The 12,566-nt window shown below is 45.5% G+C and carries 12 protein-coding genes and 2 pseudogenes; 6 read left to right on the top strand and 8 right to left on the bottom strand.

Annotation, left to right across the window (positions count from 1 at the left end; genetic code table 11):
• Positions 1 to 54: 54 nt before the first annotated feature.
• The 5 genes from DQN52_RS09825 to infC all read right to left on the bottom strand — a co-directional run bounded on the left by DQN52_RS09825 (position 55) and on the right by infC (position 2,572).
• Positions 55 to 522, bottom strand: coding sequence for a SixA phosphatase family protein (locus DQN52_RS09825; protein WP_003787828.1), 468 nt, complete (start codon positions 520 to 522; stop codon positions 55 to 57).
• A 9-nt stretch (positions 523 to 531) separates the two neighbouring features.
• On the bottom strand, positions 532 to 1,260 hold the full coding sequence (gene tadA / locus DQN52_RS09820) for a tRNA adenosine(34) deaminase TadA (RefSeq protein ID WP_032827804.1): 729 nt from the start codon (positions 1,258 to 1,260) through the stop codon (positions 532 to 534).
• Positions 1,261 to 1,329: 69 nt separating this feature from the next.
• Positions 1,330 to 1,686 carry a 50S ribosomal protein L20 gene (rplT, locus tag DQN52_RS09815; RefSeq protein ID WP_003787832.1) on the bottom strand — a complete coding sequence of 119 codons (357 nt, stop codon included), beginning with the start codon at positions 1,684 to 1,686 and terminating at the stop codon, positions 1,330 to 1,332.
• A 15-nt stretch (positions 1,687 to 1,701) separates the two neighbouring features.
• A complete protein-coding gene (gene rpmI / locus DQN52_RS09810) occupies positions 1,702 to 1,899 on the bottom strand; it encodes a 50S ribosomal protein L35 (RefSeq protein WP_003787833.1) in 198 nt (65 codons plus the stop codon).
• A gap of 151 nt (positions 1,900 to 2,050) precedes the next feature.
• Positions 2,051 to 2,572, bottom strand: coding sequence for a translation initiation factor IF-3 (gene infC, locus DQN52_RS09805; RefSeq protein WP_111694452.1), 522 nt, complete (start codon positions 2,570 to 2,572; stop codon positions 2,051 to 2,053).
• Between the two features lie 328 nt (positions 2,573 to 2,900).
• Between infC and pseF the strand changes: the two genes are divergently transcribed.
• From pseF to DQN52_RS09780, 4 genes and pseudogenes are all read left to right on the top strand, one after another.
• Positions 2,901 to 3,620, top strand: coding sequence for a pseudaminic acid cytidylyltransferase (gene pseF, locus DQN52_RS09795; RefSeq protein ID WP_003787837.1), 720 nt, complete (start codon positions 2,901 to 2,903; stop codon positions 3,618 to 3,620).
• A gap of 4 nt (positions 3,621 to 3,624) precedes the next feature.
• Positions 3,625 to 4,143, top strand: a complete 519-nt coding sequence (locus DQN52_RS09790) for an STM3941 family protein (RefSeq protein WP_003790873.1) — start codon at positions 3,625 to 3,627, stop codon at positions 4,141 to 4,143.
• A gap of 14 nt (positions 4,144 to 4,157) precedes the next feature.
• Positions 4,158 to 5,753: a UDP-2,4-diacetamido-2,4,6-trideoxy-beta-L-altropyranose hydrolase gene (gene pseG, locus DQN52_RS09785; protein ID WP_003787840.1), complete on the top strand. Its 1,596-nt coding sequence runs from the start codon at positions 4,158 to 4,160 to the stop codon at positions 5,751 to 5,753.
• 50 nt (positions 5,754 to 5,803) lie between these two features.
• A pseudogene (locus DQN52_RS09780) lies at positions 5,804 to 6,393 on the top strand (transposase).
• A 112-nt stretch (positions 6,394 to 6,505) separates the two neighbouring features.
• On the opposite strand, the gene DQN52_RS09775 reads toward DQN52_RS09780, so the two are convergent.
• The gene (locus tag DQN52_RS09775; RefSeq protein ID WP_003787845.1) at positions 6,506 to 8,818 is read right to left on the bottom strand and encodes a TonB-dependent receptor; all 2,313 of its coding nucleotides are present in this window, start codon (positions 8,816 to 8,818) and stop codon (positions 6,506 to 6,508) included.
• Positions 8,819 to 8,939: 121 nt separating this feature from the next.
• Here DQN52_RS09775 and DQN52_RS11630 point away from each other — a divergent pair.
• Positions 8,940 to 9,538 (top strand): annotated as a pseudogene (locus DQN52_RS11630) (IS5 family transposase).
• 133 nt (positions 9,539 to 9,671) lie between these two features.
• Here DQN52_RS11630 and murD read toward each other — a convergent pair.
• Positions 9,672 to 11,003: a UDP-N-acetylmuramoyl-L-alanine--D-glutamate ligase gene (murD, locus tag DQN52_RS09765; protein ID WP_003787846.1), complete on the bottom strand. Its 1,332-nt coding sequence runs from the start codon at positions 11,001 to 11,003 to the stop codon at positions 9,672 to 9,674.
• A 13-nt stretch (positions 11,004 to 11,016) separates the two neighbouring features.
• Entirely contained in the window at positions 11,017 to 11,847 is an 831-nt protein-coding gene (locus DQN52_RS09760; RefSeq protein WP_003787848.1) for a hypothetical protein, read from the bottom strand.
• A gap of 272 nt (positions 11,848 to 12,119) precedes the next feature.
• On the opposite strand from DQN52_RS09760, the gene DQN52_RS09755 reads away from it, so the two are divergent.
• Complete coding sequence (locus DQN52_RS09755; protein WP_231954137.1) at positions 12,120 to 12,485, top strand: transposase; 366 nt, start codon at positions 12,120 to 12,122, stop codon at positions 12,483 to 12,485.
• The last annotated feature ends 81 nt before the right edge of the window (positions 12,486 to 12,566 follow it).

Below are 12,566 nucleotides of genomic sequence, written 5' to 3'. Positions count from 1 at the left end.
CCACAGTTTGTGTGTAAAAACACGCCAAGAAAACCGCAAAACGCTTGACAAATTTTAAATTTCAGCAGGTGCAAGCATCAAACGCAATTTAACAGGCGCAACGCCCAATTCACCTTGGCAATCAAACCACCAAAACGCCCCTTTTTTGACCGACCAATATGCCGTTGCGTTCCAATTTTGGTTGAGCAAATAAGCACATAAATCGCCAATCCAAGGTTGATGCCCCACCAACACCAAAGTTTGCACGCCCGATAATCGCGCTGCATTCAACTTTGCTAACATAGGCTGTACATCTTCATCAGGATTGAAAGCAGCCTGCACTTGCCAATCATGTTGCAAAAATGCCGCCGTTTGCTGGCTACGCACCGCTTCGGACACCCACAAATCGTAGTGTTCAGGCAAACGCTTGTGCAGTTCCGCCGCGATTTTTTTCGCCTGTTTGCGCCCTTTCGCAGTTAAAGCACGAACCAAATCTTGTTCGCCAATTTCGGCTTCGGCGTGTCGCCATAAAATCAGTTGCATCACGTTTTCCTATCTTTTTTGCTGACGGCGTTGCGCGAAAAATGCCTGTAACTGCTGCTGCGCTTCGGTTGCCATAATGCCACCTAAAACCGCTGTATGTTGATTTAATTGACTGTTTGTAAACAAGTTTATCACACTTCCAGCCGCACCTGTTTTCGGCTCGCTTGCCGCAAAAATCACGCGCCGTATTCGCGCTTGAATCATCGCGCTGGCACACATCGTACACGGCTCTAACGACACATACAAATCGCAATCCGCCAAACGATAATTGCCCAACGTCTTGCCAGCCAATGCCAGCGCATTCATTTCGGCATGACGACCGATGTCGCAATCCGCAATACAACGATTGTGCGCTTGTGCGATGATTTCGCCACGATGCACCACCACCGCGCCCACAGGTACTTCGCCACATTCCGCCGCCAAAGCAGCCTGCACCAAAGCAGCCTGCATCAATCGTTCCATTTCTGCTTGTGCTGGAAAAATCGCAACAGGCGGCGTTTGTTCCAATTTTTGTTGCCAATATTGCTTTTCTGGGTCACTCAAATCCGCCACCGTTTTGTGCAAACTAATGGCGACCAGTTGCCAAAAAACACTTTGCGTGACTGTTAGCCCTGTTTGTTTGAGCAACAAAAAAGCACGGCAAGGACAAGCAGCCTGCACATCTTCTGCGGTATGGATTTGCAAAGTTGCCAAAGTTTGTACCACTTTGGGCGCAAGTGGCGGTGTGGTTAATTTCATAGCACAACCCATATAAAAATAAGCAAGGAAACCCGAAATCCGAATTTCCTTGCTTGTTTAGATTAGCGATTAAGCCAAAGCTGCTTTTGCTTTTTCAACTAATTGAGCAAACGCTGCTTTATCAAATACTGCCAAATCAGCCAATACTTTGCGGTCTAATGCGATTGCAGCGCGTTTCAAACCGTTCATGAATTTACTGTATGACAAGCCATTTTGACGAGCACCCGCATTGATACGAGCAATCCACAACTGGCGGAACTGGCGCTTGCGTTGGCGACGGTCGCGGTACGCATATTGACCAGCTTTCATTACTGCTTGTTTAGCAATGCGATAGACATTTTTACGACGACCGCGGTAGCCTTTGGCTAACGCAATCACTTTTTTGTGACGAGCACGTGCGGTAACACCGCGTTTAACGCGTGGCATAGTTCAACTCCTTGATTAAGCGTAGGGCAACATTTTAGCAACAGAAGCCAAATCGCGTTCGTTCACCATAGAAGTGCCGCGCAATTGGCGTTTGTTTTTTGTGGTTTTTTTGGTCAAAATGTGACGTTTGAACGCATGAGCGCGTTTTACACCACCATTGCCCAAGACTTTAAAGCGTTTTTTCGCGCTAGACTTGGTTTTCATTTTAGGCATGGGATAACTCCATATACTTATTAGATAAGATTGTAGGCGATTGAATCACAAACTAAATCAATGCTTAAAAACCCACAACCACGGTTTTTCGCTGCTCAAATAAACGCTTTCCTAACGCAGCGTTGAATTAGGAAAGCGCGAAATTATACTGTTATTTTTTCTTGGGTGCAACCATCATCACCATTTGGCGACCTTCTAGCTTTGGAAATTGCTCCACTTGTCCTTCTTCGGCAAGTTCCGCCTTGATGCGCTCTAGCAACTGTGCGCCCAATTCCTGATGCGCCATTTCGCGTCCACGAAAGCGCAACGTGATTTTAACTTTGTCGCCATCGCCCAAAAATTCGCGGATTTTACGCATTTTGATGTTGTAATCGCCGTCATCTGTACCTGGGCGGAACTTGATTTCTTTGATTTGGACTTGCTTTTGCTTTTTCTTGGCTTCGTCGCGTTTTTTGGATTGTTCGTATTTGTATTTGCCGAAATCCATTAACTTACAAACAGGTGGTTTGGCGGTTGGGGAAATCTCAACCAAATCCACGTCTTGTTCTTCTGCCATTGCCAAGGCTTGCTTGATGCTGACTACGCCAAGTTGCTCGCCTTCGCCACTAATTAAACGCACTTCTTTGGCGGTGATTTCGCCGTTGATTCGTGCTTCGCGTTCTTGCTGTGCGATGATGAATGCTCCTATACAGGTTTATGAAATAACACGTCTCTGCGTTGTTTAACGTGCGGATTAAAATGGGCGCGATTTTACTCGCTTTCCAATAGACTGAAAAGTGGATAAGCCCTAAAATGCTGCAAATTGTCTGTTATAGTGAAATGAAATCGCAATAGTACGGTGTTGCCAACGTCCTTATGTGCTATTTGCACACGGCGGACGTTGTCGCCTTATCCTATTTTTATTTCATTTCACTATACATAATATAGTGCAGGCTGCTTTTTAAACCGTCTCATAAAGCAGCCTGCAAATTTATATTTTATTGATTTAAAAAATAAACATCATGACCTTATGCATTATCCCAGCGCGTGGCGGCAGCAAACGCATTCCGCGCAAAAACATCAAATTATTCAACGGCAAACCGATGATTGCCCACAGCATTCAAGCCGCGCAAAATTCAGGCTGCTTTGAGCAAATCATCGTGTCCACCGATGACGCGGAAATCGCCGACATCTCGCAACAATATGGCGCAACCGTGCCATTTACGCGTCCAGCCGAATTGTCGGACGATTTCGCTACAACAGGCGCGGTTGTCGTCCATGTAATTGATTTTATGCAGAAAAACGGCTGGAAAGGCGACAGCGCGTGTTGTTTGTACGCGACTGCGCCATTTGTGCAAGCCGATGATTTACAACGCGGTTTGCTTGCTTTGCGCGACAATCAGGCGGAATTTGCGTTTAGTGTAACCAGTTTTCCGTTTCCGATTCAACGCGCTTTGAAATTGGCAGAAAATGGCACGGTTTCCATGTTTTCGCCTGAAAATTTCGCGGTGCGCTCGCAAGATTTGCCCGAAGCGTGGCACGATGCTGGGCAATTTTATTGGGGAACGGCGATGGCTTGGTTGGCGCAAAAACCGATTTTCAATAGCCACAGCGTTGCGGTCAAATTGCCGCGTTATCGGGTGCAAGATATTGATACATTGGAAGATTGGACACGTGCAGAAATGATGTGGCATGTGTTGGCGGAATTTGGAAATGATTTTTCAGGCAGCCTGAAAGGATAAAACAATGAGTTATGACTATTCAAAAATTTATTTTGCCAAAAAAAGAAAATGGCTATGTTTAATCGGCTCTATCGTATTTGTCTTTCTCAGTATCCGCTATACCAAAGCTGCTATTTACAATGGTGATAACTTTCATGCAGTTATATTCCTTTTTGGTGTTGTTTTTTTTATCCTGTTGACCTTGGCTTGGTTACGCGAGATATTAAACAAGCAACCCAACATTGAAGTAACAGAACAAGGTATCGTCAATCGCAGCATGTATCAATACAACCAGTTGATTGAATGGCAAGATATTAATGCTTTTGAACTTCGCCATTATGGTCAATATATGATTATTGTTCACACCAAGCAGCCTGAAAAATATCTTGTTCAATTAAAAGCTATGCCCCATTTCATTGCCTATTTAAATAAAATGACATGCGGACAAACCATTTTTTTGGTTTTGGCGGGTTATGATGAACGCACAGCAACCATTTTCATGGATTATTTACAAGAACAATTAACGCAATTTCAGGCAGCCTGAAAGGTTACACAAACATGAAATTCCTAATCCGCACAGACGCTAGTTTACAAATCGGTAGCGGACACATCATGCGCTGCTTAACGCTCGCCAAAACCTTGCGCGAAAATGGGCATTTCGTGCAATTTATCACACGCGAACACGTTGGGCATTTGGCAGATTTTGTGCGCGAACAAGGCTTTGAATGCGTGTTGCTGCCTAAATTTTCAGGCAGCCTGCAAACCGAAAACGAACCCCAATTCCCCCATTCCGCATGGCTCGGCACAACGCAAGCGCAAGATATTGTCGATTGCGAACCGCACATTCGCGCCTTGTCGCCCGACTGGATTATCGCCGACCATTACGCGCTTTCCGCGATTTGGCAGACCGCCGCGAAAAATATTTGTGGCAGCAAAATCATGGTGATAGACGATTTACACGACCGCCCACATGCCGCCGATTTGCTGCTTGACCAAAACCACGCCCACACCGCGCAAGATTACGCCCACTTGCTGCCTGAAACCTGCCGCGTGTTGGCTGGCACACGATACGCGCTGTTGCGTGATGAATTTGCGACATTCTGCGAAACCAGTTTAGCGCGAAGAAAAACCGTTTCAGGCAGCCTGCAAACGCAAAATGTGTTAATCAATTTAGGCGGCGTAGACAAAGACAATTACACGCTATCTATATTGAAATCATTGAAAAAACAAAATTCAGGCAGCCTGAAAATTACCATAGTTATGGGCAAAACCGCGCCCCACATCAACAGCATTCGCCAATTCGCCGAAACCGCACCGTTTGAGTGCCAAGTGCTTGTAAACGCAAACAATATGGCGGAACTGATGGCGCAAGCCGATTGGGCGATTGGCGCGGCTGGCAGCACGTCTTGGGAGCGTTGCTGTTTGGGTTTGCCGACTTTGCTGCTGGTGATTGCCGACAATCAACGCACGATTGCCGAACAATTACAACAAGTTGGCGCGGCGATTTCGCTACACGCACAGGAAATTGACACGCCAAAATTTACCGAATGCGTGGCTTTTTTCAGGCAGCCTGAACATTTGGCGCAAATGTCGGAAAAAGCGGCGCGTTTGTGTGATGCGTTTGGCGCAAAACGTGTCGCGCAACACATTGAAGATTTAACGAAAAACGCGGATTTCGCCAACATTCGCCGCGCCACATTGGACGATTGTCGCCAAATTTTTGAATGGCGCAATCATGCCGATATTCGGAAATTTATGTTTAACACCGATGAATTGATTTGGGAAAATCACGCGGCTTGGTTTGCGAAACAGTTGGGCAATCCTGACTTTATCATGTTGATTTATCAAGTAAATGGTGTCGCGCAAGGTTATGTGAGTTTTACGCACCAATCAGACAATGCGTGGGAATGGGGTTTCTATCTCGCGCCAACGTGTTCGCGTGGACAAGGTTCACGCATGGGGCGGCTGGCTTTGGCATGGGCGTTTGCGGAATTGGGCACGGCGAAAATTATCGGGCAAGTTTTACCGCACAATATCGCTAGTTTGAAATTGCATGAGAAATTGGGATTTTTCAGGTCGCGCAGCACGTCCGAAGGGACGCAGCCTGAAAAAGATAATGTGGCGCAGTTTGAATTATCTTCGGATAATTTTTAGGGGCTGTCCTAGATAACTAGGAAAATTCAAATTAAGTTAGAATTATCCCTATGCGAAAAAGTCGTCTAAGTCAGTACAAACAAAATAAACTCATTGAGCTATTTGTTGCAGGTGTAACTGCAAGAACAGCAGCAGAGTTAGTAGGTGTTAATAAAAATACCGCAGCCTATTATTTTCATCGTTTACGATTACTTATTTATCAAAACAGTCCACATTTAGAAATGTTTGATGGCGAAGTAGAAGCAGATGAAAGTTATTTTGGTGGACAACGCAAAGGTAAACGCAGTCGTGGGGCTGCTGGAAAAGTCGCTGTATTCGGGCTCTTGAAGCGAAATGGCAAGATTTATACGGATTGTTATCGTAGCTATGATGTATTAGATGTAAGCGACAAAGCCATTTTAGCTTTGCTGAAACTTCGTTTTCGTATCAATCACAGTACACATTTTGCTGAACGACAAAACCATATCAATGGAATTGAGAACTTTTAGAATCAAGCAAAACGTCATTTACGCAAGTTTAACGGCATTCCCAAAGAGCATTTGAGCTGTATTTAAAGGAGTGCGAATGGCGTTTTAACAACAGTGAGATAAAAGTTCAAATTTCTATTTTAAAACAATTAGTAAAATCGAGTTTATTCTAGTTATCTAGGACAGCCCCTTTTTTAAAAATGATTTCAATGATTTGATATTTCATAACAGCGGTTTCAGGCAGCCTGAAAGTCGGGAAAATCCGTTTTCAGGCTGCCTGTTCGTTCAGAAACGGATATTCACGCCTGCGGTGAAGTTTCGTCCTGTTTGCGGAATGTAGGGCAGGAACGTGGCGTGGCGGTACACTTTTGCATTGAGCAGATTGTCCGCTTTGCCGTAAATTTTGTAGTCTAGACCTTTGTATTTGTTTTGATAAGACAAATCAGCATTCAACATATTATGCCCTTTGGTAGGTTGTTCCAGATAACTGGTTTTGTTTTGTGAGAACATGCGGTGGAAATCCAGCGAAGCTTGCCATTTGTCGTTGAAATTCATGTCCAAACGCATACCCAAACGCAAAGGCGGCAAACGTGGTGTCGGACGGTCTGGGTGTTCGCGCCATTTGGTTACGACTTCGTCCCACCAATCGTATTCCGCACCTGTTTTGGGAATATTGACCAATTTGCCGTTCACATAATCGCCGAATATGGTTAATTTGTATTTGGGATTGAAACGGTAACCCACAGCCGCCTCCAAGCCGTAAAAACGCGCTCCTGCCTGATAATAACGGTTTACTTGTAATGGAAACTCTTCGTCCAATGATTTGGGGCCGCGACCGTCATTCATAGTCAGCAGGTAAATGTAGTTGCTGAAACGGTTGTAATAGGCATTGACGTTGTAATCCCACTTGCTGCCTGAATATTTCACGCCGATTTCAAAATTATTGGAACGCTCTTTGGTCAAATCTTTGTTGCCCACTTCAAAAGAATTGGTGGCGATGTGTTTGCCGTGCGCGTACAGTTCCTGCGAATTGGGAATGCGCTCCAAATGCGAAGCTGTGATACTGAGCTGATGTTTGGGCGCAAAATACCAATTGTAGCTGGCAGCAAACGAATACGCTTTCTCTTTGTGCGGATTCAGATTGGGCAAGGGGAAATTAAATGAATTATTTTCCTTAATTAAATCAATATCATAATCAATAGTAATTTTTTGTTTTTCTGCGCGGAAACCCACTTCAAAACCGTGTTTGTCGCCTTGATATTGTTCAATGCCAAATAAGGCGGTCTGTGTGCTGCGGTTGTCGTGTAACAATTGCTGTGCGCCTTTGGGAGCAACTTGCGAAGCAGGCGAAAACGCGCTGCTTTTCTGCGTATTGTGCTGCACACCAAACATGCCTTGCCAGTTGCCAATTGGTTTGTGAACAAACTCCAAACGTGCATTATACCCTTTGTTTTTAAAGAAATTTTCCGTTGTTTTGCCGTCTTTTTCATCGTGGCGGTAATCGGTGTAGCTGATGCTGGTTCGCAGTAAATCAAAGCCTTTGAACGGCTGTTTCAATTCGCCGCGCAAGTCGTAGCGTTTGCTTTTCAGGTCGATCCACGCTCTGCCGTGTGTGTGGTCGTGCGCTTCATCGGCGTGTGATTCACCTGGAATATGCGTGTGATTCAGCGATAAACCCGGATTTTCAAAATCAATATCCGATTCGTCTGCCAAAAACGGATAATAACGCAAATAGCGTTTCATGATGCGGCGACTTTCCCACAAAATGTCTATGCTGTAATTGTCGTATTTGTGGGTGTGTGCAGGCAGCCCGTAACGGTCTTGGCGTTCGGAATACGCTGCGCCCAAGTAACCGCGTTCGCCCAACCACGAAAAGCCCAAACTGCCGTTGCGTGATTTTGCCCAAGTATCTGGCACGCGCTTATGTGTTTGACCGCCATAGGAAAAATACGGCACACGGTAATTATCTGCTTTTTGATACATGCCTTCGGCGTGGACGGCAAAATTCTTGCCCAAACCAAAAGTGATGCCGCCTGCCGTGAGTTTTTCCAAATTCGCACTGCTGACACGCGCACCGACTTCGCCTTCATAACCTTTTTCAGGCAGCTTAGTGGGGATTTTGTTGTCAATGACATTAACCACGCCTGCCGAATTGCCCGAGCTGTACAGCAAGGTTGGCGTACCGCGCAGCACTTCAATCTGTTTTGCCAAGATGCTGTCTACCATTACGGCGTGGTCGGGCGACATATTGGACATATCGCCTGTTTCGGCGTGATTGTGCAACACGCGAATGCGTTTGCCTTCCTGACCGCGAATAATCGGCGCACTCGCTCCAGCCCCAAACGAATTGGCGTGAATGCCCAATTCCTGGTTGAGGGCTTCGCCGATGGTACTGCCGCGCGAACGGAATTGTTCGCCTTTGATAACGCGGTCGCTGGTTTTGCGCCCTTTGAGCAGGTTGTCGCTGCGTGTCAGGCGTTTTTGTTTGACGGTTACGGTGGGTAAGGCTTGTTCGCTGATGTCATCGGCATAACCATATTGACTGATGAACATCAAAAAGAAAATAGAAGCAAGATTTTGATTTTTAATATAATTCATATTTAATGTGCAAATTTAGGCTCAAGAAAGTAAAAATGTTACAGTATATCATCAACAATCGTCAAGCACACGTTCAGGCAATCATAAGAACCTGTATTCACAAAAATGATAAAATATCTTTATGACTAGAAAATCCTACCCAACAGACTTAACAGATGCCCAATGGCAAGCGATTGAGCCACATTTTAACCAGCTACGCCACTACAAATGGGATAAACGTCAATTAGTGAATGCCGTTTTGTACATCACCAAAACAGGTTGCCAATGGCGTATGCTGCCCAATGATTTTCCACCTTATTCAACCGTATGGAGTTTCTATCGCAGAGCCAATCAATCAGGCTTATGGGATAGAATTCTTTTGGCATTGGTTCAAAAAAACGTTTAATCCATCAAAAACAAGCGATGCCAACTTATGCCATTATTGATTCACAAAGTGTCAAAACAGCTTCTAGCGCACATGATAAAGGTTTTGATGGAGGTAAAAAAATCAAAGGCCGTAAGCGACATATATCAGAGCAATTGGGTTTAACTGTTGAGATTTCAAAGAGAATTCAAGATATTTCTTGGCATATTCTGCCCAAACGTTGGATTGTAGAACGAACGTTTGCATAGTTAGGTTGGTCTCGACGTTTAGCAAAAGATTTTGAGCAGACGAATTTATCTGCTGAAAATTTTGTTAAACTAGGGCATGTTTCACAAATATTAAAATTTATCAAATAGTTGCTTGTGAATACAGGTTCTTAGTTTTTGGGATTGACTTGAGCGACAGTATCTACGGCTGCTACTAAACACAAACCACATAATTGCAGGCTGCTTTTTTATCATTCAAAGCAGACTGCACTTTTTTAACGCATCACAACGCATTCATTGCTTCAACAAACACTTCGGAACGGTGCGCGTAGTTTTTAAACATATCCATGCTGGCACAAGCGGGGCTCAACAGCACAATTTCGCCTGATTTCGCGGCGGAAAACGCTTGTTGTACCGCTTGGGGCAAGGTGTCGCAGAAAATCAAATCTACGCCGCAGCCGTCTAAATCTTGGGCGATTTGGGGTGCGTCCACGCCAATCAAAAATACCGCGCCTGCTTTGCCTTGCAATACATCGCGCAGGGGCGTGAAATTTTGCCCTTTGCCCATGCCGCCTGCAATCAGCCAAATTTTTTCGCGCAAACCTGCAATCGCGGCAACGGTTGCGCCCACGTTTGTGCCTTTGCTGTCGTCAATAAACACCACGCCATTTTTTTCGCCCACTTTTTCTACGCGATGGGGCAAGCCTTTAAAAGTTTGGACATGGCACAACAGGGTTTCGCGTTCCATGCCAATGCTTTCGCACAATGCCAACGCTGCCAACACATTGGCGGCATTGTGGCTGCCTTGCAATGGAATCGCGTTTTGTGGCAACAGGTTATCTTGGCGATGTTTGAGCTGCGCTGTGGCTGCGTCCAAATGGTAATCTTGCGATTGAGTCAGCGAAAAATAATGCACGGTGCGGTGGTCGCGTTTCATGGCGCGACAAAATACGTCGTCTGCATTCAGCACTTGCACGGTGTCGCCGTGGAAAATGCGGTCTTTGGCGTGGGCGTAGTCCAATAAATCGTCATAACGGTCTAGGTGGTCTTCGGAAATATTCAGGCAAGTGGCGGCGGTGGCGTTCAGGCAATCGGTGGTTTCTAGCTGGAAGCTGGATAGTTCCAGCACCCACACATCGGCTGGCTTGCCTCGTCGCTCCAACCACGCTTCCAACACGGGCGTGCCGATGTTGCCTGCGATAACAGTGTCCAAACCGCTTTGTTGGCACAAATGTCCAACCAAGCTGGTGGTGGTGGTTTTGCCGTTGCTGCCTGTGATGGCGATGATTTTGTCGGGCTGACCGCGCAATAAATCCGCCAAAATAGCGACATCGCCCACCACTTTGCCGCCGCGCTGTTCAAACGCGACAATGGCTGGCTGGCGGCGTGTGATGCCTGGGCTTAACACCAGCACATCGTAATCACGCAAAGCAGCCTGCAAATCGCCCGAATGCAAGGGGAATTGGGGAAATTTTTCGGTTAGATTGGCGCGTTGGGTATCGGAAAGTTTGGCATCGTAGCCTGCGGCTTGTACACCAATGTGGGCGCAATATGCCAAAACCGACAAGCCTGTTCCGCCCAGCCCTGCTACCAATACTTTTTTGTTTTTTAACATTTTTTACTCCTGTTTAGGGTTTGTCTGCATCGGGTGCAGGCTGCACACCTTGTTTGACTTCATGCGATAAAACGCGCGATTCGCCTGTTGGTGCAGCATAATAGTCTTTTAAAATGGCATCAACCGCGTCTTCATTTGGCTTGGCACGGGTTTCTGTTTCGTCCGTAGCAGTCGGCATACGGTTGTCGTTGTTGGCGATTTCTGGGGCTTGATTGTTGTCTGCGTTGGCAATATTGGGCAATTCGCTCAACCACACATTTTTGCTGTTTTGTGGATAGCCAATATCGGGCAGATTCATATCACTCACGGCAATGATTTGCACCAAAGCTTTTTTGTTTTGCGCCAACAAAGCAGCCTGCAACCAATCGGGATTGCCCAAATGCACGGTTGCTACGGTTTCTTCTGCAATCGGCAACGCGCTCTCCAATTTAATTGGTAGCGATTTAATCGTGCCTAATACCGTTTTTTTGTCGTCTGCATAAATCGTTACTTTGATATGCACCGCCCCGATGTCAAATTTGGCTTGATTGTGCAATTTAATTTGCAAATTCAAACCGTTGTCCTGCTGAATCAATGTACCTTGCTGTATTAGCGTATCTTTGCCATTGCTTGGGTTGATTTCGGGTTCGCTCGCCCTACTGTATTCAAATGCAGGCGCAGATGCTTGATTCATGCGCCAATCGGTTTGCGGCAAAGGCACGGGCTGCGCCACATTGTCTTTGATATTGGCAGCACTTTGTTCGGCAATTTGAATGAACTGCCAACCCACGTAGCCCATCACGCCGCATAAAACCACGCCCACGAACCATGCTGCTTTGTGTATTTTTTGTTTAGACCATACCATAAGACTATCGCTTTCTTTGCATTTGAACGGCGCATATTGTAAACAAAATCAAAGCAGCCTGCACTTTTTGTAAACTCAAAAGTGCAGGCTGAAACCTTATATATTGCCCGAAGTTCAAAGGGCAGAGAGCGAATCAAAGCGTGGGTACAACATGATAACATAGTTTACATCACAACCCGAAGACATCGTTTACATTCCATTCAGTAAACTCTCATCAACATACCAACATGAATGATGAAAGTAGCACAATGCCTTGGAATAAAACGAATATCATGCAACAACGTACCCTGTTTATCAAAGCATGTATTCATGAATACAATCATGAACCTTCTCACGAAGGGATTGACCGTCAAACACCTGCGCAATGCTACACACACTCGACACGTTTATATACGGGCAAGATAGAGCCTTATGATTACGGTGATGGTGTTCATCTGCGCCAAGTAAAAGGCAGTGGTGAAATTAAATGGCAAGGTAAAACTTACTATTTAAGCCAAGTGTTAGCGCATGAGGCAGTAGCCTTTGTTCCTTATGCTGATGGTGTTTGGCATATTTTTTATCGTTTCCATTTTCTCGGTCAGTTTGATGAGCGAGAAGGGAAGTTACAACCTGCAATGAACTGGCATGCTAAACCTTGAAGGTGTAAACGATGTCCTTAGGGAAAAATGTAAACTATGTTTATGTTGCACACGCTGAATATTCAAAATTTTCACAATAAA

The organism is Kingella kingae, assembly GCF_900475905.1.
Lineage (GTDB): Bacteria > Pseudomonadota > Gammaproteobacteria > Burkholderiales > Neisseriaceae > Kingella > Kingella kingae.
Note: the sequence above shows the minus strand (reverse complement) of the source record. Positions and strands in the feature narration are given on the sequence as shown.

Coding starts and splice junctions, on each gene's coding strand:
- DQN52_RS09760 (WP_003787848.1), bottom strand. CDS start 11,847: ATGGTATGGTCTAAACAAAAAATACACAAAGCAGCATGGTTCGTGGGC.
- DQN52_RS09825 (WP_003787828.1), bottom strand. CDS start 522: ATGCAACTGATTTTATGGCGACACGCCGAAGCCGAAATTGGCGAACAA.
- rpmI (WP_003787833.1), bottom strand. CDS start 1,899: ATGCCTAAAATGAAAACCAAGTCTAGCGCGAAAAAACGCTTTAAAGTC.
- murD (WP_003787846.1), bottom strand. CDS start 11,003: ATGTTAAAAAACAAAAAAGTATTGGTAGCAGGGCTGGGCGGAACAGGC.
- pseG (WP_003787840.1), top strand. CDS start 4,158: ATGAAATTCCTAATCCGCACAGACGCTAGTTTACAAATCGGTAGCGGA.
- rplT (WP_003787832.1), bottom strand. CDS start 1,686: ATGCCACGCGTTAAACGCGGTGTTACCGCACGTGCTCGTCACAAAAAA.
- DQN52_RS09755 (WP_231954137.1), top strand. CDS start 12,120: ATGCAACAACGTACCCTGTTTATCAAAGCATGTATTCATGAATACAAT.
- pseF (WP_003787837.1), top strand. CDS start 2,901: ATGACCTTATGCATTATCCCAGCGCGTGGCGGCAGCAAACGCATTCCG.
- DQN52_RS09790 (WP_003790873.1), top strand. CDS start 3,625: ATGAGTTATGACTATTCAAAAATTTATTTTGCCAAAAAAAGAAAATGG.
- tadA (WP_032827804.1), bottom strand. CDS start 1,260: ATGAAATTAACCACACCGCCACTTGCGCCCAAAGTGGTACAAACTTTG.
- DQN52_RS09775 (WP_003787845.1), bottom strand. CDS start 8,818: ATGAATTATATTAAAAATCAAAATCTTGCTTCTATTTTCTTTTTGATG.